This window comes from Nocardia sp. NRRL S-836 (assembly GCF_001279525.1).
Classification (GTDB): Bacteria; Actinomycetota; Actinomycetes; order Mycobacteriales; family Pseudonocardiaceae; genus Lentzea.
The window spans coordinates 155,529-180,371 of record NZ_LGDY01000002.1 but is presented as its reverse complement, the minus strand read 5'-3'; the positions used below and the strand labels follow the sequence as shown (position 1 = coordinate 180,371).

Below are 24,843 nucleotides of genomic sequence, written 5' to 3'. Positions count from 1 at the left end.
GAACGAGGTGGTGCATCTGACGCCGCATGAACGGGACAAGCTCCTCGTGCACGTCGCCGCCGACGTGGCACGGCGCAGGCTCGAACGCGGGGTGGTGCTCAACTACCCGGAGGCCGTCGCGTTGATCACCGACCACGTGCTGGAGGGCGCGCGGGACGGCCGCACGGTCAGCGAGCTGATGGAGAGCGGCCGCACGGTGCTCGCGCCGGAGCAGGTCATGCGCGGGGTGCCGGAGATGATCGACTCGGTGCAGGTGGAGGCGACGTTCCCGGACGGCACCAAGCTCGTCACCGTGCACCACCCGATCGCGCCGTCCGCCGGTCCGGTGCCGGGCGAGGTGGTCGTGGGCTCCGAGCCCGTCGAGCTCAACCCCGGCCGGCCGCGGGTCACGCTGACCGTCGTCAACGTCGCCGACCGGCCCGTCCAGGTCGGCTCGCACTTCCACTTCGCGTCGGTGAACACCGGGCTGGAGTTCGACCGGGAGGCCGCGTTCGGCTACCGGCTCGACATCGCCGCGGGCACGGCGACGCGCTTCGAGCCGGGCGTCGAACGCGAGGTCGTGCTCGTTCCACTGGCGGGTCTGCGGATTGTCAGGGGGTTGCAGCGATGATCGACCGCGAGCGCTACGCCGAGCTGCTCGGCCCGACCGTCGGCGACCGGATCCGGCTGGCCGACACCGACCTGTTCATCGAGGTCACCGAGGACCGCTCGCGCGGTGCCGGCTCCGGTGACGAGGTGATCTTCGGCGGCGGCAAGGTGGTCCGCGAGTCGATGGGGCAGGGGATCGCGACCCGTGCCGAGGGCGCGCCGGACCTGGTGATCACCGGTGCGGTGGTCCTCGACCACTGGGGCGTGGTCAAGGCCGACGTCGGCGTGCGGGACGGCCGGATCGTCGCGATCGGCAAGGCGGGCAACCCGGACACGATGGACGGTGTCCACCCCGACCTCGTCATCGGGCCGTCGACGGAGATCCTGTCCGGCAACGGGAAGATCCTCACCGCCGGCGGCATCGACTGCCACGTGCACTTCATCTGCCCGCAGATCGTCGACGAGGCGCTGGCGTCGGGTCTCACCACGCTCGTCGGCGGCGGCACCGGCCCGGCCGAGGGCACGAAGGCCACCACGGTCACGCCCGGCGCCTGGTACCTCGACCGGATGCTGACGTCGATGGACCACCTGCCGGTCAACGTCCTGTTGCTGGGCAAGGGGAACACCGTCTCCGAGGAGGCGTTGCGCGAACAGCTCGCGGGCGGCGCCGGCGGGTTCAAGCTGCACGAGGACTGGGGCACGACCCCGGCCGCGATCGACGCGTGCCTGCGGGTCGCGGACGCGTCCGGTGTCCAGGTCGCGATCCACACGGACACGTTGAACGAGGCCGGCTTCCTGGAGTCCACTGTGGACGCCATCGGCGGCCGGTCGATCAACGCCTACCACTCCGAGGGCGCCGGTGGCGGGCACGCGCCGGACATCATCCGGGTCGTCTCGCTGCCGAACGTGCTGCCGTCGTCGACGAACCCGACCCGCCCGCACACCGTCAACACGCTCGAAGAACACCTCGACATGCTGATGGTCTGCCACCACCTCAACCCGTCGGTGCCCGAGGACCTCGCGTTCGCGGAGTCGCGGATCCGCCCGACCACGATCGCGGCCGAGGACCTGTTGCACGACCTGGGTGCGATCTCGATGATCTCGTCCGACTCGCAGGCCATGGGCCGCGTCGGCGAGGTGATCATCCGGACCTGGCAGACCGCGCACGTCATGTCGTCGCGCCACACGCTGGACGCGAACCTGCGCGCACGGCGGTATGTCGCGAAGTACACGATCAACCCCGCCATCGCGCACGGCATCGCCGACGAGGTCGGCTCGGTCGAGACCGGCAAGCTCGCCGACCTCGTGCTGTGGGAGCCGAAGTTCTTCGGCGTGCGGCCGTCGGTGGTGCTCAAGGGCGGCTTCATCGCGTGGGGTGCGATGGGCGACGCGAACGCCTCGATCCCGACGCCGCAACCGGTGTGGGCGCGGCCGATGTTCGGTGCCACGGCCGGTGCCGCGTCGAGCGTCTTCTTCGTGGCGCCGGAAGCGGTCGAGGCCGGCGTCGGCGACCGGTACGCGCGGCGGGTCCTGCCGGTCGCGAACACGCGGTCGGTGTCCAAGGCGGACATGGTCCTCAACGACGCGATGCCGGACGTGCGGGTCGACCCGGACAGCTTCGCCGTGCACGTCGACGGCGCGCTGGTCGAACCCGCGCCGGTCGCGGAGCTCCCCATGGCCCAGCGGTACTTCCTGTTCTGATGCTGACCGCGCTGATCCTCGCCGACTCCCGCTTCCCCGGCGGCGGTCACGTGCACTCCGGCGGCCTGGAGGAGGCGGCCACCCGCGGTCTCGTGCACGACGAGCCGTCGCTGCGGTCGTTCCTGCACGGCCGATTGCGGACCGCCGGACTGCTGGCGGCCGGTTTCGCTGCGGCCGCGGCGCGTGGCGAGGACCTAGCCACGCTGGATCTGGAGCTCGACGCCCGCACGCCGTCCCCCGCCCAGCGCGCGGCCTCACGGGCGCAGGGCCGCGGCATGCTGCGGGCGGCGCGGCGGGCGTGGCCGTCCGCGCGGCTGCCCGACCTGCCACCGGACCCGCACCAGCCGCTGGTGGTCGGCGTGCTGGTGGACGACCCGTTCGAGGCCGCGCTGACGTGCGCCTACCTCGCGGTGAGCGGGCCGGCGTCGGCCGCGGTGCGGTTGCTGGGACTGGACCCGTTCGGGGTCAACGCGATTGTGGCCTCCCTCGGTGTCGAGGAGGTCGCTGCGCGGGCGTGCGAGGAGCTGCCCGCGCTCGGTTCACCCGCCTTGGACCTGCTGGCCGAGGCCCATGTTCGACGTGAAGGGGTGCGTCTCTTTGGGAGCTGACCACGGACCCGACCCGCACGACCACCACCACGGCAAGGCGCCGCGCATCGGCATCGGCGGTCCCGTCGGCAGCGGCAAGACCGCGCTGACCGCCGCGCTGTGCCGTGCGCTGGGCTCCCGGCTGGAGCTCGCGGTCGTCACCAACGACATCTACACGACCGAGGACGCGGACTTCCTGCGGCGGGCGGGCGTGCTGGACCCGGAGCGCATCGAGGCGGTGCAGACCGGCTGCTGCCCGCACACCGCGATCCGCGACGACATCACGGCGAACCTCGACGCCGTGGAACGCCTGGAGCACCGCTACACCGACCTCGACCTGGTGATCATCGAGAGCGGCGGCGACAACCTCACCGCCGTCTTCTCCCGCGGGCTGGTCGACAGGCAGATCTTCGTGGTCGACGTGGCCGGTGGCGACAAGGTCCCGCGCAAGGGCGGCCCCGGCGTCACGACCGCGGACCTGCTCGTCATCAACAAGACCGACCTGGCCCCGCTGGTCGGCGCCGACCTGGAGGTGATGACCTCCGACGCCCACCGCATGCGCGGCGCGCTGCCGGTGATCGCGCAGTCGCTGGTCGAGACCCCGGACGCCCCCGAGGTCGCGAAGTGGGTGCTGGCGCAGCTGTGAAGGCGTCCGCGCGGTTGGTCGTCACGCTGGACCCGCACGGCAACAGCGTCGTGCGGGTGCTGCGTTCCCAGGCACCGCTGACCCTGGTGCCGCACCGGCGCACCGGCCCGGTCGCGCTGGTGCACCTCGTCAGCTCCGTGACGTCCCCGCTCGGCGGCGACGCGCTCGAACTGTCGGTGGAGGTCGGCGCCGGAGCCGTGCTCGACCTGCGCGGGGTGGCGGCGACCCTGGCCCTGCCGGGGCCGTCCGGGCTGCCGTCCTCCTCGGTGGTGCGGTTCTCGATCGAGGGAACCGTGCGCTACCTGCCGGAGCCCACGGTCGTGACGAGCCGCGCCTGTCACACCGCCGTGGTAGAGGCCGAATTGGACGGTCACGCCGAGTTGTCGTTGCGCGAGGTGCTCGTGCTCGGCCGCACCGGCGAGCCACCCGGCACGCTGTCCACGTCCGTGCGCGCAACCCGTTGTGGCAAGCCGTTGTTGCACCAGGAGCTCGTCGTCGGCGACCCGTCGGTCGACGGGTCCAGCGCGGGGCTGGCCGGAAAACGCGTCCTGGGCAGCCGCGTGCTCCTCGACTCCGTCGCGCGTGCCGCGGACGGCGGTGAGTGGTGGAACGTGGTCCCGTTGGCAGCAGGCGGATCCCTTGTCACCGCACTGGGTGAAAACGTGGTCATGGTCACAAAGGCGCTGGACGCCGTCTGACTCGATCACGTATTCGATCCAGATCCGTTCAAACCACAGACAGTCACAATTCAGGTGGTGGTCATCACCGCGCAGGCGGTTTCGGGATCCGTTCGCTCTGCGTATGGTCGCGGGTCCAGGGACCACGAGTTCTGCGCTGCTGCTGGGAGGTTCGCCGATGACGGAGACCACGAACATCGCTCTACCCGCGATGCGCGTGTCTTATGAGCAGGGCTCGCTCGCCGAGTCGGAGCTTGCCGCCACCTGGCACGAACAGCTCCAGCTGTGGCTCGACCAGGCCGCCGGTGCCGGCCTGCCGGAACCGAACGCGATGGTGCTCGCCACGACCGACACCCACGGCCGCCCGTCCTCGCGGACCGTGCTGGCCAAGGGACTCGACGCGCGCGGGCTGGTGTTCTTCACCAACTACACGTCGAACAAGTCGCACGACCTGATGGCGACCCGCTACGCCTCCGCCACGTTCCCGTGGTTCGCGATGCAGCGCCAAGCCCACGTGCGCGGCACGGTCGAGAAGGTCGGCCCCGTGGAGACCGCCGAGTACTGGAACTCGCGGCCCCGCGGGTCGCAGATCGGTGCCTGGGCCTCGCCGCAGTCACGCGTGGTGGCCGGTCGGTCCACTCTGGACTCGGCGTTGCACAAGATCGAGCGCCAGTTCGCCGACACCGAGCAGATCCCGGTGCCGCCGCACTGGGGCGGGTGGCGCATCCGGCCGGAGGAGGTCGAGTTCTGGCAGGGACGGCGTGACCGGATGCACGACCGGCTGCGGTTCCGGCTCGGCCGCGACGACTGGCAGATCGAGCGAGTAGCGCCGTAGTTCCGCAGTTCCGCGATCTTCTGGCGATGGGGCGTCTCCTGTGGGCGGGAGGCGCCCCTTTTGCCGTGCACCCGCGGCCGCGGAACCTGACCGTGGCCCCGCACGTCCTCAGGTCGACGAAACGCCCGGTTTCCGCCTCGGCATACTGGGCGTTCAGCCACAGCGAACTACGGGGTGCGATTTCACGTGTGCGGAGTGCTCGGACTCATCTGTCCCACCGAGGCCGCCGCTGCCTCCGCGCGCGGCTCGGTGGCCGCGGCATTGCGCTGCCAGCGGCACCGCGGTCCTGACGAGAGCGACACCTGGGCCGACGCCGAGGTCGTCTACGGGTTCAACCGCCTGGGCTTCATCGACCTCGACCACTCGCACCAGCCGCTGGTGTGGGGGCCGCCGGAGAACCCCACCCGGTACACGCTGAACTTCAACGGCGAGATCTACAACTACAAGGAGCTCCGCGTCGAGCTCGCCACCAAGTTCGGGGCGCAGTTCCGGACGAAGGGCGACGGCGAGTCGATCGTCGCGGCCTACCACTACCTCGGGCCGGACTCGGTCAAGCGGCTGCGCGGCATGTTCGCGTTCATGATCTGGGACGCGCAGGAGCGGGTCGTCTTCGGCGCGCGCGACCCGTTCGGCATCAAGCCGCTGTACTGGGCGTCCGGCCCCGGCGGGGTGGCGTTCTCGTCGGAGAAGAAGAGCCTGCTGCAGCTCACCGGCGTGATCGGCATCAGCCAGGAGCTGGACCAGACCGCGTTGCAGCACTACCTGGTGCTGCAGTACGTGCCCGAACCGGAGTCGCTGCACAAGGCGATCCGGCGGGTCGAGTCCGGCACGTCGTTCAAGGTCTCGCCCGGCGGCCAGGTCCTGTTCAACCGGTACTTCAAGCCGGTGTTCGCGCCGCGGCCGGTCAACGGCGCGCACGAGGCGGAGGCGCTGCACGAGCGGATCGCCGACGTCATGCGCGACTCGGTCGCGAAGCACATGATCTCCGACCCGGACGTCACGGTCGGCGCGTTCCTGTCCGGCGGCATCGACTCGACGGCCACCGCGACGCTCGCCAAGCTGCACAACCCGAACCTCATCGCGTTCACCAGCGGGTTCGACCGCCAGGGCTACTCGGAGGTGGACGTCGCGGCCGAGACGGCGGCGGCGATCGGCGTGCGGCACGTCGTCAGGACGGTCTCGCCGGACGAGATGATGAACGAGCTGCCGCTGATCCTCTGGTACCTCGACGACCCGGTCGCGGACCCGGCGCTGGTGCCGTTGTGGTTCATCGCGCGTGAGGCCCGCAAGTACGTCAAGGCCGTGCTGTCCGGTGAGGGCGCGGACGAGCTGTTCGGCGGGTACGTGATCTACCACGAGCCGTTGTCGCTGTCGCCGTTCGAGAAGGTGCCCGGCGGCGTGCGCAAGCTGATGGGCGCGGTGTCGAAGACCATCCCGGAAGGCGTGCGCGGCAAGGACCTGCTGCGCCGCGGCGCGTTGCGGCTGGAGGAGCGCTACTACGGCAACGCGCGCAACTTCAGCGACGCGCAGGTGCGGGCGGTCTTCCCCGGCTACGTCGAGGGCGTCGGCTTCCAGGACGTGACCGCGCCCTGGTACCGCGAGTCCGAGGGCTGGGACCCGGTCGCGCGCATGCAGCACATCGACCTGTTCACGTGGCTGCGCGGCGACATCCTGGTCAAGGCCGACAAGGTCACCATGGCCAACTCGATCGAGCTGCGGGTGCCGTTCCTCGACCCGGAGGTGTTCCGCGTCGCCGCCGAGGTGCCGCTGGACCAGAAGCTCACCGAGGGCACCACCAAGTACGCGCTGCGCAAGGCGCTCGCGAAGATCATCCCGCCGCACGTGCTGAACCGGCCCAAGCTGGGCTTCCCGGTGCCGATCCGGCACTGGCTGCGCGCCGAGATGTACGACTGGGCGCGCGGGGTCATCAACGACTCCCAGACCGGGCACCTGCTCGACAAGAACGCCGTGCTCGACCTGCTCGCCGAGCACAGGTCCGAGCAGTTCGACCGGTCGCGGCAGCTGTGGTCGGTGCTGTGCTTCATGATCTGGCACGGGATCTTCGTCGAGGGCCGGATCACGCCGAAGGTGCCGGAGCCGGTGTACCCGGTCCGCGTCTGAGGGGTCGTCCGGTGAGTGGTCCTGGCGAGTGGTCTTGGCGACATCTCCACATAAAGCGCTTGTTAGTTGCCATAGGCTAACGAAGTGGCCACTGTGGGGAGAAGCGCGCGCTCGACGTTCGTGATCGACACCCGACCGTTGAAGATCGTCGCGTACCGGCGGTTGTGGCTGTCCACGATCATCACGGCGGTGGGCTCCCAGCTCACCGCCGTCGCCGTTCCCAAGCAGGTCTACGACCTCACCGGCTCGTCGGCGTGGGTCGGCATCGCCGCCGGTGTCGCCCTGGTGCCGCTGCTGGTGTTCGGGCTGTGGGGCGGCGCGATCGCGGACACCGTCGACCGCCGCAAGCTGCTGCTCGTCACCAACACCGGCATCGCGGTGTCGTCGGTGCTGCTGTGGGTGCAGGCGGCGATGGACGTCGGCTCGGTGTGGCTGGTGATCGCGCTGCTCGGCCTGCAACAGGTGTTCTTCGCGGCCAACGCACCCGCACGGCAGGCTTCCATCGCACGGCTGGTGCCAGCGGAGCTGCTGCCGTCCGCCGGTGCGCTGGGCTCGACGGTCATGCAGTTCGGCGCGGTGCTCGGGCCGTTGCTCGCGGGCGCGCTGATGCCGGTCGTCGGACTGCCCACGTTGTACCTCGTGGACGCGGTCGCGCTGGTCGTCACGGTGTACGCGGTGTGGAAGCTCCCGGCGATGCCGCCGCTGAGCGGAACGGTGCGGCGCGCCGGGCTGAAGGACGTGCTGGCCGGGTTCGTCTACCTGTGGGCGCAGAAGGTGCTGCTGGCGTCGATGCTGCTGGACATCATCGCGATGGTGTTCGGCATGCCGAGGGCGCTGTTCCCGGAGATGGCGCAGCACACGTTCGGTGACCCGCCCGGCGGCGGGTTCGCGCTGGGCGTGCTGTTCGCGGCGATCCCGGTCGGTGCCGTGCTGTGCGGGCTCACGTCGGGGTGGATCGCGAACGTCAGCAGGCACGGCGTCGCGGTGACCGTGTCGGTGGTCGCCTGGGGTGTGGCGATCCTCGGGTTCGGGCTCTCCGGCAACCTGTGGGTGGCGGCGGTGTTCCTGGCGCTGGCCGGAGCGGCGGACATGGTGTCCATGGCGTTCCGCGGCGCGATCCTGCAGTCGGCGGCCACCGACGAGATGCGCGGGCGGATGCAGGGCGTGTTCATCGTCGTCGTGGCGGGCGGGCCGCGGATCGCGGACCTCCTGCACGGCACGGGCGGTGCGGCGTTCGGCACGGCCGCCGCGGTGTCGGCGGGCGGTGTGCTGGTGGTCGTGGCGACCGTGGCCGCGGTGGCGCTGCTGCCCGCGATCTGGCGCTACCGCGTCAGTTCCGCCGGCTGACGACCGCCGGCGCGGGTTCCGCGACCGGGGTCGTGGTGCCCCAGTCGGAGAACTGGGCGTCGTCGACGATCTGGCCCTGGGCGAACTTCCGGGAGACCTTCAGGTGGACCGGCAGGCCGTCGGGGCCGACCTCCAGCTCCGCGACCGAGGCCGTGACGTTCTGGTCGAGGGCCAGCTTCACCTCGTCCTTGAGGAAGCCGTCCGGCAGCGCGTCGAAGGCCTTCCGGTGGTCGATGTCGATCGTGTAGAGCATGCGGCCGTGGAACTCGCCGGACAGCCGCAGCGTGCCACCGGCGGCGATGATCGGCAGGTGGTACTGGGTGAAGACGGCCTGCTGGTAGATCAGGTCGTAGAAGCCGAGCATGGTGTTGGTGAACTCGTCGGTGTCGGCGCGCGCGAGCCGCACCCACGGCTTGTCCGCGGCCAGGCCGAACACCGGCGGCAGCTCGACGAACGCGCTGTCCTTCGCGGTCGAGACGTAGTGCAGCCGCTCCGGCTTGCCGCCGGTCTGCACCGGGCGTTCCGTCGTGGTGTCGAGGTTCGCGCTGTCGCCCGCGGTGAGCCGCACGACCCCGGACGCGGCGGCCGTGACACCGCCGGCGACCGGGGCGGAGACGGTGAAGCGGTAGCTCGCCTTCCCCGACACGGCACGGGTGGTCGCGGACACCAGGGCGGCCACGTCCCGGTGCGGCGCGGTGGGTTCCGGTGCCGGCGCGGGGGTGGCGGAGCAGGCGGCCAGCGCCGCGGCCAGGATCAGCGGGACCGCGCGCCTCATCGAGAAACCCCCAGGTCGGAACGACTCGGACGATTACACCATACGGGTGAGGAAGACGTTCATCAGTGCTGGTCGTCACACCGAGGCGGCAGAATCTGGCGGCATGGCTGAAGCGACTCCACAAACGGAGCAACCGGAGCAGCTGCACCGGGCGATCGGGCCCAAGCTGCTGTTGTTCTTCGTTGTCGGAGACATCCTCGGTACCGGGATCTACGCGCTCACCGGCAACGTCGCCGGCAAGATCGGCGGCGCGCTCTGGTTGCCCTTCCTGCTCGCGTTCGTGGTCGCGTTCCTGACCGCGTTCAGCTACCTGGAGCTGGTCGGGAAGTACCCGAGAGCGGCGGGCGCCGCGCTGTACACCAACAAGGCCTTCAAGATCCACTTCCTGACGTTCATGGTCGCGTTCGCCGTCATGTCGTCGGGCATCACGTCCGCGTCGAGCGCCGCGCTGGCGTTCGGTCGCACGTACCTGCGGCAGTTGCTGGTGGAGTTCTTCGACATCGCGCTCGGCCCGGAGTCCCTGGTGATCACCGGCATCGCGATCCTCTTCATCGCGGCGCTCGCGGTCATCAACTTCCGCGGCGTGTCCGAGTCGGTCAAGGCCAACGTGGTCTTGACCTGCATCGAGCTGTCCGGCCTGATCATCATCATCGTGATCGGCGCGTACGCGATCGCGGTCGGCGACGGCGAACCGTCGCGACTCACCGAGATCCACACGCCGTCGGGTTCGAACGTGCTGCTGGCGGTCACCTCGGCGACGGCGCTCGCGTTCTTCGCCATGGTCGGCTTCGAGGACTCGGTGAACATGGCCGAGGAGTGCCGCGACCCGGTCCGGATCTTCCCGCGCGCGATGCTGTGGGGCATGGGCATCGCGGCCCTGATCTACGTGCTGGTCGCGATCACCTCGTCGCTGCTGATCCCGGCCGACGAGCTCGCGAAGTCGGGCAGCGGCGCACTGCTGAAGGTCGTCACCGTCGGCGCGCCCGGCTTCCCGCTGTGGATCTTCGCGCTGATCGGCCTGCTGGCGGTCATCAACTCGGCGCTCATCAACATGCTGATGGCGTCGCGGCTGCTCTACGGCATGGCGAACGAGAAGATCATCCCGAAGTTCTTCGGCGCCGTGCACCCGTCCCGCCGCACGCCGTGGATCTCGATCGTCTTCACCACCGGCATCGCGGTGATCCTGGTGTCCACAGCGGACATCGGCAAGCTCGGTGGCACGACGTCGTTGCTGCTGCTCGTCGTCTTCACCATCGTCAACGTCGCCTGCCTGGTGCTGCGCAAGGAGAAGGCCGGGCACAAGCACTTCCGCGCACCGACGTGGGCACCGGTGCTGGGCGCGATCACGTGCGCGTACCTCGCCCTGCCGTTCACGTCGGGCCGCCCGTGGGACGAGTACAAGATCGCCGGCTACCTGCTGCTCGCGGGCCTGGTGCTCTGGGGCATCAACCGCGTGCTGCACGGCAAGGTGGAGATGGACCCGGAGAAGCTGTCGAAGTAGCCCAGTCCGGCAGGAACCGGTCGGGCGCGCCCAGGAGGCCGCGGGTGAGCACGACCGGTTCCGCCGCGTCGCGGGCGACCTCGCCGATCGCGCCGTCCAGCCGGATCCCGCGGGTGAACGTCATCCCAGCCTGGCCAGCTCGACCGGGTCGTGCGCGCAGAACACCTCGACCTCGCCGCTCGCCTTGAGCTCCTTCAACCGTTCCACGTTCGCCAGCCGCTGCGTCCGGATCGTCTCCGTCTGCTTCACGGTCAGCTTGAGCGCGAAGATGCTGCTCGGCGGCGTCTCGACCTCGCCGCGGTAGAAGTACGCGTCGCCGGCGTGCAGCAGCCACCCGTCGTCCGACCGCACCGCGATCCCGCTGTGGCCGCGGGTGTGCCCGATCAGCGGCACGATCAGGATGTCCTCCGGCAGCCCCGGGATGTCCCGCACCGCCTCGAACCCGAACCAGTCCTCACCGGTCGCGTGGTGCGTCCGGAACGTGACACCTTCGCGCTGCACCGCGGGAAACCGCATCTTGTCCTTGGTGGTGCGCGGGTTCGCCGCCGCTTCCAGCTCGGTGTCGAGCACGTGCACCGTCGCGCCGGGGAAGTCCCGCAACCCGCCCGCGTGGTCCATGTCGAGGTGGGTGAGCAGGATGTGCCGCACGTCCCCGGCGCTGAACCCGCGCTTCTCGACCTGGCGCAGCGCCGTCTCGTTGATGTCGAGCAACGGCCGCAGCAGCTTGCGGCTGAGCGGGTCGATCGTCTGCGAGGGGTCGTTCACCTCGTGCGTGCCGAACCCCGTGTCGACCAGCACCAGCCCGTCGTCGGTCTCGATCAGCAGGCAGTGCGCCACGATCCCGCCCGGCACCAGCGGCGGCCGCATCGAACCGCAGTTGAGGTGATGGACCTTCATGAGCAAATCCTTCCGTTGGCCCCGTAGGCTTCAGCCTCATGTTGGGGATCTCGTACGAGGGTGCCACCGCCGTGATCACGACTGTAGGCGCGGGCCTGCGGTCCTTCGAAGTCGACGGCGTCCCGTATGTGGAGACGTTCGGCCCGGACGAGAAACCACCGATGTCCGCCGGCGCCGTGCTCGTCCCGTGGCCGAACCGCACAGCCGGCGCGTGCTGGACCCTCGACGGCGTCGTGCAACACCTGGAGGTCACCGAGCCGGCCCGCGGCAACGCGATCCACGGCCTCGTCCGCCGCCGCCCGTGGTCGGTGGCGGAACACACCGGCTCACTGGTGACGCTGGAAACGGTGATCGAACCCCAGCCCGGCTGGCCCGCGGCCCTGCGCACCACCGTGTCCTACGCGCTGGACGAGAACGGCCTGACCGTAGCCCACCACGTCACGAACATCGGCGAGCTCGCCACGCCCTTCGGCGTGGGAACCCACCCGTACCCACGCGCTGGAAACGCTCCCACGGACTCCTGCACGCTGACGCTTGCCGCGACGACCGTTCTGCCGCTGGACATCGAGCGCATGGTGCCCGTCGGGCCCGCGGTGCCCGTCGAGGGGACCGAGTACGACTTCCGCGGCGGGCGGGGGTTGAGCGGGCTGCAGCTCGACACGCCGTTCGGGGGGTGCGAGCCGGATTCTGACGGGTTGGTCCGGCATTCGCTCGTGTCCGGTGACGGGGGTGTTGAGGTGTGGGCGGATCCGGATTTTCGGTGGGTGCAGGTGTACACGCCGGATTCGTATCCGCAGCGGGGGCGGGCTGTGGCGGTTGAGCCGATGACCTGTCCGCCGGATGCGTTGAACTCCGGGGTGGATTTGATCTGGGTTGCGCCTGGGGAGGCTTGGGGGGCTCGGTGGGGGATCCGGCCGTTGTAGGGCGGTTCTCGTGTTGCGTTGCCGGGTTATTTCTGGGGCTCCGCCCCAGACCCCGACACTCCCAAAGAAGCCGGCCAGCGCCGTGAGCGGGTTGATGGCACGCCTGTTTGTGTTGGGCGGCTGCCGGTTGGGTTGTTGGGTTGCGTTGCGGTGGGCGTCTGCCCCGTCCAGCACTCACGGAGCGAGCCAGACCTGAGGGGTGAGGTCAAGTCGACGAAGAGCGTGTCGACTTGACCTCACCCCTCAGGCCCGGCAAACGATCGGAGCGCTAGACGGGGAAGCCACCCACCGCGGAACCGCCCGAGGAAGAGGCCGAAACGCCTCGCCTTCGGCTCGATCACACACGCTGGCTCGGAACCTCCCGACATCGTGATCAAAAACGTGTGGTGCGCCCCTCTCGCGATTCCTTGTCTGCGGGCGCGGAGACCCATGGGTTCGAGACACATCTAACAGACGCCGAGGCGGACAGATCGAGACAACGTTCACTCGATCGAGTGTCGAACCAGCCCCGAGCAGCGCGGACCGTCGAGCGGCGCACGGCCCCGAGCAGCGCGGACCGGCGAAGGCTGGCCGACCGGAGCCGGAACCGTTAGCGTTGCTAACCATGAACATCGCGATCACCGGGGGCTACGTCGTGCCGGTCGACGGGGAGCCCGTCGAAGGCGGCACTGTCCTCATCCAGGACGGGAAGATCGTCGCGGTTGGTGCCGACGTGGACATTCCTGACGGCGTCGAAGTCGTCGACGCTGATGGGGCCTGGGTGCTGCCCGGGTTCGTGGAGGCGCACGGGCACATCGGCGTCCACGAGGAGGCTGAGGGGTGGGCTGGGCAGGACACCAACGAGATGACCGATCCCGTCGGGGCGCGGATGCGGGCGCTCGATGCGATCAACCCGGCTGACCTGGGGTTTCAGGACGCGCTCAGTGGTGGGGTGACGACCGCGGTGATCAAGCCGGGGTCGGGCAACCCCATCGGCGGGCAGACGGTGGCCGTCAAGTGCTGGGGGCGCACGGTTGACGAGATGCTGGTCAAGGAGCCGGTGAGCGTCAAGAGTGCGCTCGGGGAGAACCCGAAGCGGGTCTACGGGGAGAAGGGCAAGCTGCCGTCGACGCGGCAGGGGGTCGCGGCGGTCATCCGGGACGAGCTGACCAAGACGCAGGACTACCTGGCGAGGAAGGCGGAGGCCGAGAAGGACGGCAAGCCCTTCGAGCGCAACAACACCCAGGAGGTGCTCGCCAAGGTGCTCCAGGGGGAGCTGCCGTGGTGTCAGCACGCGCACCGGGCGGACGACATCGCCACGGCCATCCGGCTGTCGGAGGAGTTCGGGTACAAGCTCATCCTCAACCACGGCACCGAAGGGCACCTGATCGCGGACCTCATCGCCGCCAAGGGGATTCCGGTGATCATCGGGCCGCTGTTCACGTCGCGGTCCAAAGTGGAGGTTCGCAACCGGGGGCTGCGCAACCCCGGCATCCTGGCGCGTGCGGGGGTGGAGCTGGCGATCACCACCGACCACCCGGTGGTGCCGATCCACTTCTTGGTGCACCAGGCGACGCTCGCGGTGAAGGAAGGGCTCGACCCGGACGTGGCGATCCGGTCGCTGACGGTCAACCCGGCGCGGATCATGGGGCTGGACGACCGGGTCGGTGCGCTCAGGCCGGGGCTCGACGGGGACGTGGTGATCTGGTCCGGTGACCCGCTCGACGTGATGAGCCGGGCCCTGCACGTCTACGTCCAGGGGCGTGAGGTCTACACGTTCGACGAGCGCAAGGGGGAAGGGACCGTCGCCGATCCCTTCTACCGCGAGAACCGCTAGCGCAGGCCCCGGCCGATCACGAGGCGCTGGATCTGGTTGGTGCCCTCGAAGATCTGCAGCACCTTGGCCTCGCGCATGTAGCGCTCGACCGGGAAGTCGCGGGTGTAGCCGGCGCCGCCGAGGACCTGCACGGCGTCGGTCGTCACCTTCATCGCCGCGTCGGTGGCGATGAGCTTGGCGATCGACGCCTGCTGGCGGAACGGCAGGCCGCGGTCACGGCGGCGGGCGGCCATCAGGTACGTCGCCCTCGCCGACTCGACCGCGGCGGCCATGTCGGCGAGCAGGAACTCCAGGCCCTGGAACTCGATGATCGGGCGGCCGAACTGGGTGCGGGTCTTGGCGTACGTCACGGCCTCGTCCAGCGCGGCCTGGGCCAGGCCCACCGCGCAGGCGGCGATGCCGAGGCGGCCGGAGTCCAAAGCGGACAGTGCGATCTTCAGGCCGTCGCCCTCGTGGCCGATCAGGCGGTCCGCACCGAACCGGACGTCGTCGAACATCAGCTGCGCGGTGATGGAACCGGTGAGGCCCATCTTGCGCTCGGCGGACGCGGCGGACAGGCCCGGTGCCTCGCCGGGCGCGAGGAAGCAGGAGATGCCGCGGCCCGCGTCGGGGGACGTGCGGGCCATCAGCGTGTAGAAGTCGGCGGCACCGGCGTGCGTGATCCACGCCTTGGTGCCGTTCACGACGTACTCCGAGCCGGAACGCACCGCGCGCGTCGACATCGCGGCCGGATCGGAGCCGGCCTGGGTCTCGGACAGCGCGTAACCACCGAGGAGCTCGCCTTCGAGCATCTCCGGCAGCCAGCGGTCCTGCTGCTCACGGGTGCCGAACGTGGCCAGGCCGTAGCAGGACATCACGTGCACGGACAGGCCGACCGCGACCGTCATCCACGCCGACGCGACCTCCTCCAGCGCCTGCAGGTACACCTCGTAGGGCTGTGCGCCGCCGCCGAACTCCTCCGGGTACGGCAGGCCGAGCAGCCCGGCCCGGCCCAGCAGGCGGAACGCCTCGCGCGGGAACTTCTCGTTCTCCTCGGCGTCCGCGGCGTGCGGCTTCAGCTCGTCCCGCGCGATCTCCTTGACCAGCGCGATCAGGTCTTCGGCCTCTTGGGTGGGGAGCAGCCGCTCGGCGGGCATCGTCGACCTCCGGTGTGTACTGGTAGCTGTACTGTAGGACGTACGGCAGTACACCTGCCAGTCAATGTGGCAGGGTCGTCACATGACGCGGGCTCTCACGCAGCGGCAGGCCGAGCTGCTCACCCGGTTGGAGTCCCTCTTCCTCGACGAGGGCTTCGGTCATCTCACGCTGGATGACATCGCTGGCAGGCTGCACTGCTCCAAATCCACCCTCTACGCGCTCGCCGGCAGCAAGGAACAGCTCGCCGTGCGGGTCGTCGGCCGGTACTTCAAAGGCGCTGCCGAACGGATCGAGAAACGCATCGCGGGCCTCGACGACGTGCGCAGACGCATCGGCAGCTACCTCGCGGGCGCCGCGGAGGAGCTGACCAAGGCCTCGGCGGCGTTCATCGCCGACGTGTCCGACTTCCCGCCCACGCGCGCCACCTACGAGCGCAACGCCCGTGCCGCCGCCGAGCGCATCAAGGCGTTCATCCAGGACGGCGTCGAACGGCACGTCTTCCGCGAGGTGCACGCCACGCTGTTCGCCGAGATGGCCGGGCTGCTCATCGAGAGCATCCAGACCGGGGTCCTCACGAAACGGGCAGGTGTTTCGGACGCCGAGGCGTTCACCGCACTGGGGGAACTGCTGTTGGATGGGCTGCAGAGGACCGGAGCCTCCCCGAGGGAGTAGAACGCTGTGATCGTGGTTGCTGGTGAGGCACTGGTCGACATGGTGCCGGTGGGGGACGACGAGCTGACGCCGCTCGCGCCCAAGCTCGGTGGCGGGCCGTACAACGTCGCCGTCGCGCTCGGACGGCTGGACGTGCCGACGGCCTTCCTGTCACGGGTGTCGAACGACCACTTCGGCGAGCAGCTCGTGAAGCGGCTGCACGCGTCGAACGTCACCACCGGCCTCGTGCAGCGCGGACCCGAGAACACCACGCTCGCGGTCGTCGGGCTCGCCGACGACGGGAGCGCGCGCTACTCGTTCTACGTCGACGGCACGGCCGACCGGCTCGTCGAGGACCCCGGCCCGCTGCCGGAGGGCACCAGCGCCGTCTCGTTCGGGACGCTCAGCCTCGTGCTGGAACCGGGCGCGAGCGTGTACGAGGCGGTGCTGCGCCGTGAGAGCGGTCGCATGCTGACCGTCCTCGACCCCAACATCCGGGCCGGGCTGATCGCCGATCCGGGCGCCTACCGCGAGCGGTTCACGTCGTGGCTGCCGGATGTGGGGCTGCTGAAGGTGTCCGTCGAGGACGCCCGGTGGCTCGCCGAGGACGGCGACGTGATCGAGATCGCACGGACGTGGATTTCACAGGGACCGGCCGCCGTCGTGCTCACCAGGGGTGGCGACGGTCTCTCCGTGATCACCGCCACGGACCGGGTCGACGTGCCACCGGTTCAGGTGGACGTGGTCGACACGATCGGGGCGGGCGACACGGTCCAGGGCGCCCTGATCGCGTGGCTGCACCACCACGACGCGTTGAGCGTCGAGAAGGTGCGCGCGCTCTCGGTGAATGAATGGGCCGACGCATTGGCCTACGCCGGTGCCGCCGCCGCGATCACATGTTCACGAGCGGGCGCCGAACCGCCCTTTGCGAGCGAACTCACCGCCGCTCTGGGTGGATAAAGCGCGGGATCGGACTACCGTGGGGGAGCCGCGCTAGAAACCTGGCATTACGGATGTGATGCCGGTCCCATCTCACAGAATCGGTTCACACCGCTGCTGCGAGGCGGGCCTTCCGCCGACTAGCGTGAGTGAACTTGAAGACTCAGATCCCAACGGGGTGGTCCGAGACGACGGCAGGCCGTGCGACCTGCCGCCACCCCGTCCGAGCGTTGAGAGGGACTTGAATGCCCGACGCGACGACTGCGCCGAACGACCCACAGACCGTCGCGCTGCGCCACGGGGGCGGAGAGCTCGAGATGAAGGTGGTGCGGGCGTCCGAAGGCGCGTCCGGCATCGATCTCGGCAAGCTGCTGTCGACCACCGGTCTGGTAACCCTGGACACCGGTTTCGTCAACACGGCCTCCTGCTCCTCCGAGATCACCTACATCGACGGTGACGCGGGAATCCTGCGTTACCGCGGGTACCCGATCGAGCAGTTGGCCGCGCGTTCGAACTTCGCGGAGGTGAGCTACCTCCTGATCTACGGTGAGCTGCCCACCGCCGCCCAGCTCGAGGACTTCTCGCAGAAGATCAGCCGCCACACGCTGCTGCACGAGGACCTCAAGCGCTTCTTCGACGGCTTCCCGCGTGACGCGCACCCCATGCCGGTGCTGTCCTCCGCGGTGTCGGCCCTGTCGACCTTCTACCAGGACTCGCTGTCGCCGTTCGACGCCAACCAGGTCGAGATCTCCACGATCCGCCTGCTGGCGAAGCTCCCGACGATCGCGGCCTACGCCTACAAGAAGTCGGTCGGCCAGCCGTTCCTCTACCCGGACAACTCGCTTGGCCTGGTGGAGAACTTCCTGCGGATGACCTTCGGGTTCCCCGCGGAGGCCTACGACCTCGACCCGGACCTGGTCCGCGCGCTCGACCTGCTGTTCATCCTGCACGCCGACCACGAGCAGAACTGCTCCACGTCGACCGTGCGCCTGGTCGGCTCGTCCGAGGCGAACCTCTTCGCGTCCATCTCCGCGGGCATCAACGCCCTGTTCGGCCCGCTGCACGGCGGCGCGAACTCGGCGGTGCTGGAGATGCTGGAGAAGATCAAGGCCGACGGCGGCGACGTGGCGTCGTTCGTCAACAAGGTCAAGAACAAGGAGGACGGCGTCCGCCTGATGGGCTTCGGCCACCGGGTCTACAAGAACTACGACCCGCGCGCCGCGATCATCAAGAAGACCGCCGACGAGATCCTCAACAAGCTGGGTGCCGACGACCAGCTGCTCGACATCGCGAAGCAGCTGGAGGAGACCGCCCTCGCGGACGACTACTTCATCTCCCGCAAGCTCTACCCGAACGTGGACTTCTACACGGGTCTGATCTACCGGGCGATGGGCTTCCCGACGAAGTTCTTCACCGTGCTGTTCGCGCTCGGCCGCCTCCCCGGCTGGATCGCGCACTGGCGCGAGATGATCAACGACCCGGCCACGAAGATCGGCCGCCCGCGGCAGATCTACACCGGCCCGACCGAGCGCGACTTCATCGCGATGGAGAACCGCTGATCACGGTCTGATCGCGAGCAGCTTCACCCGTGCGGGGCGCGCCTGTCATGCAGGCGCGTCCCGTTCGTCTTAGCGTCGAACGGTGAGTTCTCCGTCGCTCGTCTGGTTCCGCCGCGATCTGCGGACGTCCGATCATCCCGCGATTCTCGCCGCCGCGGAAAGGTCGCCGCGCGCCCTCGCATTGTTCGTTCTCGACGACCGGTTGCTGAAGCCTTCCGGACAGCCCCGCATCGAGTTTCTGCACCGGTGCCTGCACGCGTTGAACGACGACATCGGCGGTCGTTTGCTGGTCGTTCACGGTGACCCGGTCGAGGTCGTTCCGCGCATTGCCCGGGAAATCGGCGCGGGCAGTGTCCACATCTCCGCGGATTACGCGCCGTACGGGCGCCGCAGGGACGAGGCGGTCGAGCAGGCACTGGGGGACGTGGAGCTCGTCCGGTCCGGTTCGCCGTACGCCGTCGCGCCGGGCCGGGTGCTCAAGAGCGACGGGACGCGGTTCAAGGTCTTCACGCCATTCCGCAACGCCTGGCTCGACCACGGCTGGCGCGCGCCCGCCGACACCGACGCCTCCACTGTGGACTGGGTCGAACCGGGCCGTGGCGAGGAGATCCCGGCGGTGAAGGAGAAGCTCCCCGACGCCCTGCGACTGTGGGAACGGTTCCGCGACGAACGGCTCGACGACTACGACAAGACCCGCGACCGGCCCGACCTCGACGCCACCAGCCGGATGTCGGCGTTCCTGCGGTGGGGCGTGCTGCACCCCAGGACGCTGCTGCGGGACTGCTCCGGCACGTTCCGCAGCGAGCTGGCCTGGCGGGAGTTCTACGCGGACGTGCTGTGGCACCGGCCGGAGAGCGCGCGGCAGAACCTCGACCGCAGGTTCGACCGGATGCGGCACGACGACGACCGGGAGCTGTTCGAGGCGTGGAAGCAGGGCCGCACCGGCTACCCGATCGTCGACGCGGGCATGCGGCAGCTGCTGCGGGAGGGGTTCATGCACAACCGGGTGCGCATGATCGTCGCGAGCTTCCTCGTGAAGGACCTGCACCTGCCGTGGTGGTGGGGCGCACGGCACTTCATGCAGCACCTGGTCGACGGCGACCTCGCCTCCAACCAGCACAACTGGCAGTGGGTCGCCGGCTGCGGCACGGACGCGGCACCGTTCTTCCGCGTCTTCAACCCGATGACGCAGGCCAAGAAGTTCGACCCGGACGGCGCCTACGTCCGCCGGTACGCGCCGGACTCCGCCGACATCGAACCGATCGTCGACCACGCGGTCGAACGCCGGGTGGCGCTCGACCGCTACCAGGCCATCAAGCCCTAGCCGTCAGGCCCTGGCCATCAGGTTCGAAACGCCTCGCGGAGCTTGACGCGGGCGCCGGTGCGCAGCACGGCGTTCGCGTACACCTTGCCGCCCAGCCACGTGATCGCCGCGATGGACGCCAGCGCCAGCACGATCGCCAGCACCACCTGCCACGGCGTCGCCACGCCCATCGCCATCCGGCCCGGCATCAGGATCGGCGCGAACGGCGGCAGCAGCGACAGGACCATCACCGTCTGCCCGGACGGGCTGCCGATCATCAGGTTGATGCCGGCCACGAACGCCACGATGATCGTCATGCTGATCGGCGTCAGCACCGACTGCAGCTCCTCCTGCCGCGACACCAGCGACGCGGCGGCCGCGAACACGGTGGCGTACAGGAAGAAGCCGAGCAGGTACCACAGCACGCCGGTCGCCAGCGCCGTGCCGCCGACCGAGCCGACGTCGACCACGCCGAACGCCGACGACAGCGCGAGACCGACCGTCGAGATCACCAGCAGCTGCAGCAACCCGACCGCGCCGAGGCCGATCACCTTGCCCAGCAACAGCTGCCAGGGCCGCAGGGTCGCGAGCAGGATCTCCACGACCCGGCTGGACTTCTCCTCGACCACGCCTTGGGCGACCATCGTGCCGTAGACCAGCAACGAGTAGTACAGCAGCGCGGCCACGACCAGCCCGATCGCGAGGCGCTGACCTCGTTGCGGGTCAACGGGTTCCAGTGCGGTCACGGCCACGCGCACGTTCGCGAGGCTTTCCGCGACCTGCTGCGGCGTGGTGCCGGTCTCGGCGAGCTGCGCGACCAGGACCTGCTGGCGCAGCACGTCGTTCAGCGCCGTGGTCAGCACCTGGTCGCCGGAGTCCTTGACGATCATCTTCAGCTCCGGCGGGGCGCCGGTCACCAGCGCGTCCAGCGTGCCGTCGCGCACCAGCTGCTCCGCGTCGGACTCGGTCGTGACGTCCCGCGTCTCCAGCTGGATGCCGAACGCGTTCGCCTTCTCCCGCAACGGGTCCGAGAGCTGCGTCGCCTGGCCGGACAGGCCGACGACGCTGTGCTGGTGGTCGTCGAACAGCACCGACTGCAGCACCACGTACCCCGCGAGCACCGCGATGATCACCGCTGTGCCGACGAGGAACGACCGGGTGCGCACCTTCGTGACGAACTCGCGCCGCGCCACCAGGCCGACCGCCCTGGTGGAGGTCATGCGGACCGCTCCCCGGTGCTGACGACGTTGCGGAACAGCTCGGTCAGCGACGGGCGCTGGCGGGAGAACTCGTGCACCGGGCCCGCCGACAGGGCGGCGTGCAGCACCGCCTGGTCGTCGACGTCGTCCGCGAGCTCCAGCACGCAGCGCGTCCCGTTCTTCTCGATCACCCGCACACCGTCCAGCCTGGCAGCCCAGTCGGTGGTTGGCGACTCAACGACCAGCCGCGACACCCCGCCCGCCCGCAGCTCGTCCACCGTTCCGACCGCGACCATCGCACCGGCGCTCACGATGCCGACCCGGTCGCACAGCCGTTCCACCAGGTCGAGCTGGTGGCTGGAGAACACCACCGGCACCCCGGCGGAGGCCTTCTCGCGCAGCACGCCGCTCATCACGTCGACCGCGACCGGGTCGAGCCCGGAGAACGGCTCGTCGAGCACCAGCACGTCCGGGTCGTGCACCAGCGCCGCGGCCAGCTGCACGCGCTGCTGGTTGCCCAGGCTCAGCCGCTGCACCTCGTCGGCGCGCCGGTCGCGCAACCCGAGGCGCGCGATCCAGTTCTCCGCGTTGCGGTGCGCGGCGTTGGTGCCCATGCCGTGCAGCTCGGCCAGGTAGACGAGCTGGTCGAGCACCTTCATGCGCGGGTAGAGCCCGCGTTCCTCCGGCATGTAGCCGATCCGCCGCCGGGTGTCGAGGTCGACGGCTCTGCCGTTCCACCGCACCTCGCCGGAGTCGGCCGCGAGCACGCCCAGCGCGATCCGCATGGTCGTGGTCTTCCCGGCGCCGTTGCTGCCGACGAACCCGAAGAGCTCGCCCGCACGCACGTCGAACGACATGTCCCGCAGGGCGACGACCTCTCCGTAGCGCTTGGAGACCGCGTCGATCTCCAGCACCCCCTCAGGCACGGTGCACCCCTTCGTTAGCCCGGATGGCGGTAATCGGACTCAAAGTATCGATGAGCAGGGAACGGGTGAAACGATACGGGCGTCTACGGCGAATCGAACGAACGACCGATTCACTCAACGGGGGTGACCATGCAGCCCATCGAGCCAGACCAGTGGCTCGCCCAGTACGGGGCGAAGATCGAGCAGGCGAAGCAGCAGGCCGAGCAGGCCCGCGACCAGCTCGGAGGCGTGGGCGGGAGCGCCAGCTCGCCGGACGGGCTGATCACGGTGAGCGTCAACGCCACGGGGGTGCTGACCGACCTGAGGATCAAGCCCGAGGCGCGCGGCATGGACCCCGGCGAGATCGCCTCCGCCATCCTGGCCGCCTCCTCGAAAGCCCAGCGCGAGGCCTCCGGGCGGGTCGTGCAGATCATGACCGACTTCGTCGGCGAGAGCCCCGCGCTCGACTTCGTGAAGCAACAGATGCCGAACGGATACGCGGGCGACGGAACCGACGAGGAAGAACCGAAGTCGGAGTTGGAGCGCAAGGACACGCGGCCCGACGACGAGTACTTCACCAACCCGCCCGACGTCATGGCCTGAGTGCAGGAGGGGGTTAGGCATGAGCAGTCACTTCAATCTCGACCTCGAAGAGCTCAGAAGCCACGCCAAGAGCGTGGAGGGGCTCACCGAGCGGATGCGCAAGGCCACGGAGACGTGTGATCCGGGTGCGCTCACGACCGAGGCGTTCGGCGTGTTCGCGGGCTTCCTCGCCTCGGCCATCCTGCGGACCGCCGGCCTGTCGCAGGACGGGCTGGGCAAGGCGGCCAACTCGCTGATGGACATGGGCATCGGGCTCAAGGAGACCATCGAGCAGTACGAGCAGGTCGACCTCGACAACATGTTCGGCTTCACCGGAAAGGGCCGAGGATGAACGCGCCCGCCACGCAGGCCAAGGGCACCGACCCGCAGCAGCTGATCACCAGCATCTCGAACACCTACTCGGCGATCGAGAAGGGCGACTGGGTCCAGGCCGGCCTCGGCATCGCCAGCACGGCCATGGACATCGTGGGCATGTCCACCAACCCGCTGAGCGGGTTCCTCTCCGCCGGCTTCAGCTGGGCCATCAACCACGTCGACTTCCTGCGCGAGCCGTTCGACGTCCTGCTCGGCAGCCCGGAGGCCATCGGCAAGATGGCCCAGTCGTTCCGGTCGGCCGGCCAGCAGGTGCACGGCATCGCGACCGAGTACCAGAAGATCTGCGTCGAGCAGACCCGCGAGTGGGGCGGCAAGGCAGCGGACGGGTACCGCGCGGCCGCCCAGAAGCACGCCGGCGGCCTGGAGTCGCTCTCCAAGGCCGCCCAGGGCATCGCGGGCGCTGTCGAGGGTGCCGGGCAGCTCGTCGGCACCGTCCGCAAGATGATCATGGACATGATCAGCCAGGCCGTGTCCGACATGGTCATGAAGATCATCCAGTGGCTCGCGGCGTCGTTCCTGACCTTCGGTGCCGCCATCGCGGGCGCGATCTCGGACATCGTGACCACCGCGGTCAAGTACGCGAAGAAGCTCGCCGACTTCCTGCAGAAGCTCGCCGGCTCGCTGCAGAAGCTGATGAAGCTCGTCAAGAGCGTCCAGCAGATCGCCCAGACGGCCGAGCAGGTCATCAACGCGATCTCCGCGATGGCGCACAAGGGCGCCGGTGGTGGCGGCGGTGGCGTCACCCGCCCGTCCTCCGGCGGTCTCGGCATCGACGCGGGCCACCTGGACCGTGCCTCCGGTGGCGCCAACGGCACGTACTCGCACGACCAGGGCGGCTACCGCGGCGGCCCCGGTGGCGGCGCCGGCGGTCCGCAGGTGCAGCCGGTCTACAACCCCGGCGGCGTCCCGGTCGGCCAGGGCGGCGGCAACACCGGCACCTCGGCGGCCGGACCGCACGTCCAGCCCGTCTACACGCCTCCCGGCCACGGCGCCAGCGGTGTCGGCGGTGGCAACCACGTCCCCTCGCCCGGTGGCGGCAGCGGCGGGTACCTGCCCGGTCCCGGCACCGGCTCCGGCGGCTACCCCTCGCCCGGCTACCCGCAGGGCCCCGGCACCGGCTCCGGTGGGTACCCCTCGCCCGGCTACCCCCAGGGACCCGGCGGCGGCTCCGGCGGTCAGAACGGCCCCGGCCGCTGGGTGCCCGGCCACTGGGAGTACGACACGACGACCACGGCCGGTGGCCACACCGGCACCAAGCCGCCGTCGATCGGCACGCCGGTCACGGGTGACTGGTACCGGCCCGCCGTCGAGCCCCACACGGCGTCCACGTCCTCCTCGTCGTCCACGCCGCACGCGGGTGGCGGCGGTGGCGGTGGTGGCGGCATCCCGAAGGGCATGGGCGGCGGAGGCGGCGGCATTCCCGCCGGTGCCTTCGGCGGCGGCCCGGTCGGCGGTGGCGTCACCGGTGCGACCTCGATGCAGCACGGTGGCGCGGCCGGCGTCATGGCGACGGGCGCGTCCGGCCCGGCCGGTGGCGCCGTGCCGCACGGTCCCTCCGGTGGCGGTTCCGGTGGTGCCGGCGGCGGCATGATGGGTGGCGCCCCGATGGCCGGCGCGGCCGGTCAGCAGGGCGGCTCGAACGAGCACAAGCGGAAGGTGCGGATCGAGGGCGATGCCCTGGTCGACCCGCCCAGGGCCGCGAAGCCCGTGATCGGCGAGTAGCCGGCGTTCTTCCTCGCGCTGAGGGCGTCCGCGGGT

At 69.8% G+C, this 24,843-nt stretch carries 23 protein-coding genes; 18 read left to right on the top strand and 5 right to left on the bottom strand.

Features of this window, described 5'->3' with window-relative positions; translation table 11 throughout:
- The first annotated feature begins 10 nt into the window (after window positions 1–10).
- From ADL03_RS02900 to ADL03_RS02865, 8 genes are all read left to right on the top strand, one after another.
- A complete protein-coding gene (locus tag ADL03_RS02900; protein ID WP_053731860.1) occupies window positions 11–610 on the top strand; it encodes an urease subunit gamma in 600 nt (199 codons plus the stop codon).
- Entirely contained in the window at window positions 607–2,289 is a 1,683-nt protein-coding gene (locus tag ADL03_RS02895; RefSeq protein ID WP_053731778.1) for an urease subunit alpha, read from the top strand. The genes ADL03_RS02900 and ADL03_RS02895 overlap by 4 nt, the downstream gene beginning before the upstream one ends.
- Complete coding sequence (locus tag ADL03_RS02890; RefSeq protein ID WP_197288026.1) at window positions 2,289–2,897, top strand: urease accessory protein UreF; 609 nt, start codon at window positions 2,289–2,291, stop codon at window positions 2,895–2,897. Before ADL03_RS02895 ends, ADL03_RS02890 begins: the two co-directional genes overlap by 1 nt.
- The gene (ureG, locus tag ADL03_RS02885) at window positions 2,860–3,522 is read left to right on the top strand and encodes an urease accessory protein UreG (protein ID WP_053731777.1); all 663 of its coding nucleotides are present in this window, start codon (window positions 2,860–2,862) and stop codon (window positions 3,520–3,522) included. The genes ADL03_RS02890 and ureG overlap by 38 nt, the downstream gene beginning before the upstream one ends.
- Window positions 3,519–4,220: an urease accessory protein UreD gene (locus tag ADL03_RS02880; protein WP_053731776.1), complete on the top strand. Its 702-nt coding sequence runs from the start codon at window positions 3,519–3,521 to the stop codon at window positions 4,218–4,220. Before ureG ends, ADL03_RS02880 begins: the two co-directional genes overlap by 4 nt.
- A gap of 157 nt (window positions 4,221–4,377) precedes the next feature.
- Window positions 4,378–5,034 carry a pyridoxamine 5'-phosphate oxidase gene (gene pdxH, locus ADL03_RS02875; RefSeq protein WP_053731775.1) on the top strand — a complete coding sequence of 219 codons (657 nt, stop codon included), beginning with the start codon at window positions 4,378–4,380 and terminating at the stop codon, window positions 5,032–5,034.
- A 186-nt stretch (window positions 5,035–5,220) separates the two neighbouring features.
- Window positions 5,221–7,155 carry an asparagine synthase (glutamine-hydrolyzing) gene (gene asnB, locus ADL03_RS02870; RefSeq protein ID WP_053731774.1) on the top strand — a complete coding sequence of 645 codons (1,935 nt, stop codon included), beginning with the start codon at window positions 5,221–5,223 and terminating at the stop codon, window positions 7,153–7,155.
- Window positions 7,156–7,239: 84 nt separating this feature from the next.
- The gene (locus tag ADL03_RS02865) at window positions 7,240–8,502 is read left to right on the top strand and encodes an MFS transporter (protein WP_231641385.1); all 1,263 of its coding nucleotides are present in this window, start codon (window positions 7,240–7,242) and stop codon (window positions 8,500–8,502) included.
- Here ADL03_RS02865 and ADL03_RS02860 read toward each other — a convergent pair.
- Window positions 8,486–9,277, bottom strand: a complete 792-nt coding sequence (locus ADL03_RS02860; RefSeq protein WP_053731772.1) for a hypothetical protein — start codon at window positions 9,275–9,277, stop codon at window positions 8,486–8,488. The two genes, ADL03_RS02865 and ADL03_RS02860, sit on opposite strands and share 17 nt — an antisense overlap.
- A 103-nt stretch (window positions 9,278–9,380) precedes the next feature.
- Here ADL03_RS02860 and ADL03_RS02855 point away from each other — a divergent pair, with 103 nt between their 5' ends.
- Window positions 9,381–10,778, top strand: coding sequence for an APC family permease (locus ADL03_RS02855; protein ID WP_053731771.1), 1,398 nt, complete (start codon window positions 9,381–9,383; stop codon window positions 10,776–10,778).
- A 120-nt stretch (window positions 10,779–10,898) separates the two neighbouring features.
- Here the strand turns inward: ADL03_RS02855 and ADL03_RS02850 are convergent, their stop codons facing one another.
- Entirely contained in the window at window positions 10,899–11,675 is a 777-nt protein-coding gene (locus ADL03_RS02850) for an MBL fold metallo-hydrolase (RefSeq protein WP_053731770.1), read from the bottom strand.
- Between the two features lie 38 nt (window positions 11,676–11,713).
- Here ADL03_RS02850 and ADL03_RS02845 point away from each other — a divergent pair, with 38 nt between their 5' ends.
- Together ADL03_RS02845 and ADL03_RS02840 are read left to right on the top strand one after the other, a co-directional pair.
- The gene (locus ADL03_RS02845; protein ID WP_053731769.1) at window positions 11,714–12,598 is read left to right on the top strand and encodes an aldose 1-epimerase family protein; all 885 of its coding nucleotides are present in this window, start codon (window positions 11,714–11,716) and stop codon (window positions 12,596–12,598) included.
- Between the two features lie 604 nt (window positions 12,599–13,202).
- Complete coding sequence (locus tag ADL03_RS02840) at window positions 13,203–14,414, top strand: amidohydrolase (RefSeq protein WP_053731768.1); 1,212 nt, start codon at window positions 13,203–13,205, stop codon at window positions 14,412–14,414.
- Here the strand turns inward: ADL03_RS02840 and ADL03_RS02835 are convergent.
- Window positions 14,411–15,550 carry an acyl-CoA dehydrogenase family protein gene (locus ADL03_RS02835; RefSeq protein ID WP_053731767.1) on the bottom strand — a complete coding sequence of 380 codons (1,140 nt, stop codon included), beginning with the start codon at window positions 15,548–15,550 and terminating at the stop codon, window positions 14,411–14,413. The two genes, ADL03_RS02840 and ADL03_RS02835, sit on opposite strands and share 4 nt — an antisense overlap.
- Before the next feature lie 82 nt (window positions 15,551–15,632).
- On the opposite strand from ADL03_RS02835, the gene ADL03_RS02830 reads away from it, so the two are divergent.
- The 4 genes from ADL03_RS02830 (at window position 15,633) to ADL03_RS02815 (ending at window position 20,024) form a co-directional block, all read left to right on the top strand.
- Window positions 15,633–16,223, top strand: coding sequence for a TetR/AcrR family transcriptional regulator (locus ADL03_RS02830; RefSeq protein ID WP_082372829.1), 591 nt, complete (start codon window positions 15,633–15,635; stop codon window positions 16,221–16,223).
- 6 nt (window positions 16,224–16,229) lie between these two features.
- Complete coding sequence (locus tag ADL03_RS02825; protein WP_053731765.1) at window positions 16,230–17,162, top strand: carbohydrate kinase; 933 nt, start codon at window positions 16,230–16,232, stop codon at window positions 17,160–17,162.
- Window positions 17,163–17,386: 224 nt separating this feature from the next.
- Complete coding sequence (locus ADL03_RS02820) at window positions 17,387–18,700, top strand: citrate synthase (protein WP_053731764.1); 1,314 nt, start codon at window positions 17,387–17,389, stop codon at window positions 18,698–18,700.
- Between the two features lie 82 nt (window positions 18,701–18,782).
- Window positions 18,783–20,024 carry a deoxyribodipyrimidine photo-lyase gene (locus ADL03_RS02815; RefSeq protein WP_053731763.1) on the top strand — a complete coding sequence of 414 codons (1,242 nt, stop codon included), beginning with the start codon at window positions 18,783–18,785 and terminating at the stop codon, window positions 20,022–20,024.
- A gap of 17 nt (window positions 20,025–20,041) precedes the next feature.
- Here the strand turns inward: ADL03_RS02815 and ADL03_RS02810 are convergent, their stop codons facing one another.
- Complete coding sequence (locus ADL03_RS02810; RefSeq protein WP_053731762.1) at window positions 20,042–21,223, bottom strand: ABC transporter permease; 1,182 nt, start codon at window positions 21,221–21,223, stop codon at window positions 20,042–20,044.
- On the bottom strand, window positions 21,220–22,059 hold the full coding sequence (locus ADL03_RS02805) for an ABC transporter ATP-binding protein (RefSeq protein ID WP_197288039.1): 840 nt from the start codon (window positions 22,057–22,059) through the stop codon (window positions 21,220–21,222). Before ADL03_RS02805 ends, ADL03_RS02810 begins: the two co-directional genes overlap by 4 nt.
- A 198-nt stretch (window positions 22,060–22,257) precedes the next feature.
- Here ADL03_RS02805 and ADL03_RS02800 point away from each other — a divergent pair, with 198 nt between their 5' ends.
- The 3 genes from ADL03_RS02800 to ADL03_RS02790 are packed head-to-tail and all read left to right on the top strand — an operon-like array spanning window position 22,258 to window position 24,807.
- Complete coding sequence (locus tag ADL03_RS02800) at window positions 22,258–22,710, top strand: YbaB/EbfC family nucleoid-associated protein (RefSeq protein WP_053731858.1); 453 nt, start codon at window positions 22,258–22,260, stop codon at window positions 22,708–22,710.
- 19 nt (window positions 22,711–22,729) lie between these two features.
- On the top strand, window positions 22,730–23,041 hold the full coding sequence (locus tag ADL03_RS02795) for a hypothetical protein (protein ID WP_053731760.1): 312 nt from the start codon (window positions 22,730–22,732) through the stop codon (window positions 23,039–23,041).
- Entirely contained in the window at window positions 23,038–24,807 is a 1,770-nt protein-coding gene (locus ADL03_RS02790; protein ID WP_053731759.1) for a WXG100 family type VII secretion target, read from the top strand. Before ADL03_RS02795 ends, ADL03_RS02790 begins: the two co-directional genes overlap by 4 nt.
- Window positions 24,808–24,843 lie beyond the last annotated feature (36 nt).

What these genes read in the sequence shown, in the direction of transcription:
- ADL03_RS02890 (WP_197288026.1), top strand. Translation starts at nt 2,289, where the DNA reads ATGCTGACCGCGCTGATCCTCGCCGACTCCCGCTTCCCCGGCGGCGGT.
- ADL03_RS02840 (WP_053731768.1), top strand. Translation starts at nt 13,203, where the DNA reads ATGAACATCGCGATCACCGGGGGCTACGTCGTGCCGGTCGACGGGGAG.
- ADL03_RS02820 (WP_053731764.1), top strand. Translation starts at nt 17,387, where the DNA reads ATGCCCGACGCGACGACTGCGCCGAACGACCCACAGACCGTCGCGCTG.
- ADL03_RS02835 (WP_053731767.1), bottom strand. Translation starts at nt 15,550, where the DNA reads ATGCCCGCCGAGCGGCTGCTCCCCACCCAAGAGGCCGAAGACCTGATC.
- ureG (WP_053731777.1), top strand. Translation starts at nt 2,860, where the DNA reads ATGTTCGACGTGAAGGGGTGCGTCTCTTTGGGAGCTGACCACGGACCC.
- ADL03_RS02895 (WP_053731778.1), top strand. Translation starts at nt 607, where the DNA reads ATGATCGACCGCGAGCGCTACGCCGAGCTGCTCGGCCCGACCGTCGGC.
- ADL03_RS02805 (WP_197288039.1), bottom strand. Translation starts at nt 22,059, where the DNA reads ATGTCGTTCGACGTGCGTGCGGGCGAGCTCTTCGGGTTCGTCGGCAGC.
- ADL03_RS02850 (WP_053731770.1), bottom strand. Translation starts at nt 11,675, where the DNA reads ATGAAGGTCCATCACCTCAACTGCGGTTCGATGCGGCCGCCGCTGGTG.
- pdxH (WP_053731775.1), top strand. Translation starts at nt 4,378, where the DNA reads ATGACGGAGACCACGAACATCGCTCTACCCGCGATGCGCGTGTCTTAT.
- ADL03_RS02845 (WP_053731769.1), top strand. Translation starts at nt 11,714, where the DNA reads ATGTTGGGGATCTCGTACGAGGGTGCCACCGCCGTGATCACGACTGTA.
- ADL03_RS02795 (WP_053731760.1), top strand. Translation starts at nt 22,730, where the DNA reads ATGAGCAGTCACTTCAATCTCGACCTCGAAGAGCTCAGAAGCCACGCC.
- ADL03_RS02790 (WP_053731759.1), top strand. Translation starts at nt 23,038, where the DNA reads ATGAACGCGCCCGCCACGCAGGCCAAGGGCACCGACCCGCAGCAGCTG.
- ADL03_RS02810 (WP_053731762.1), bottom strand. Translation starts at nt 21,223, where the DNA reads ATGACCTCCACCAGGGCGGTCGGCCTGGTGGCGCGGCGCGAGTTCGTC.
- ADL03_RS02830 (WP_082372829.1), top strand. Translation starts at nt 15,633, where the DNA reads ATGACGCGGGCTCTCACGCAGCGGCAGGCCGAGCTGCTCACCCGGTTG.
- ADL03_RS02855 (WP_053731771.1), top strand. Translation starts at nt 9,381, where the DNA reads ATGGCTGAAGCGACTCCACAAACGGAGCAACCGGAGCAGCTGCACCGG.
- ADL03_RS02800 (WP_053731858.1), top strand. Translation starts at nt 22,258, where the DNA reads ATGCAGCCCATCGAGCCAGACCAGTGGCTCGCCCAGTACGGGGCGAAG.
- ADL03_RS02860 (WP_053731772.1), bottom strand. Translation starts at nt 9,277, where the DNA reads ATGAGGCGCGCGGTCCCGCTGATCCTGGCCGCGGCGCTGGCCGCCTGC.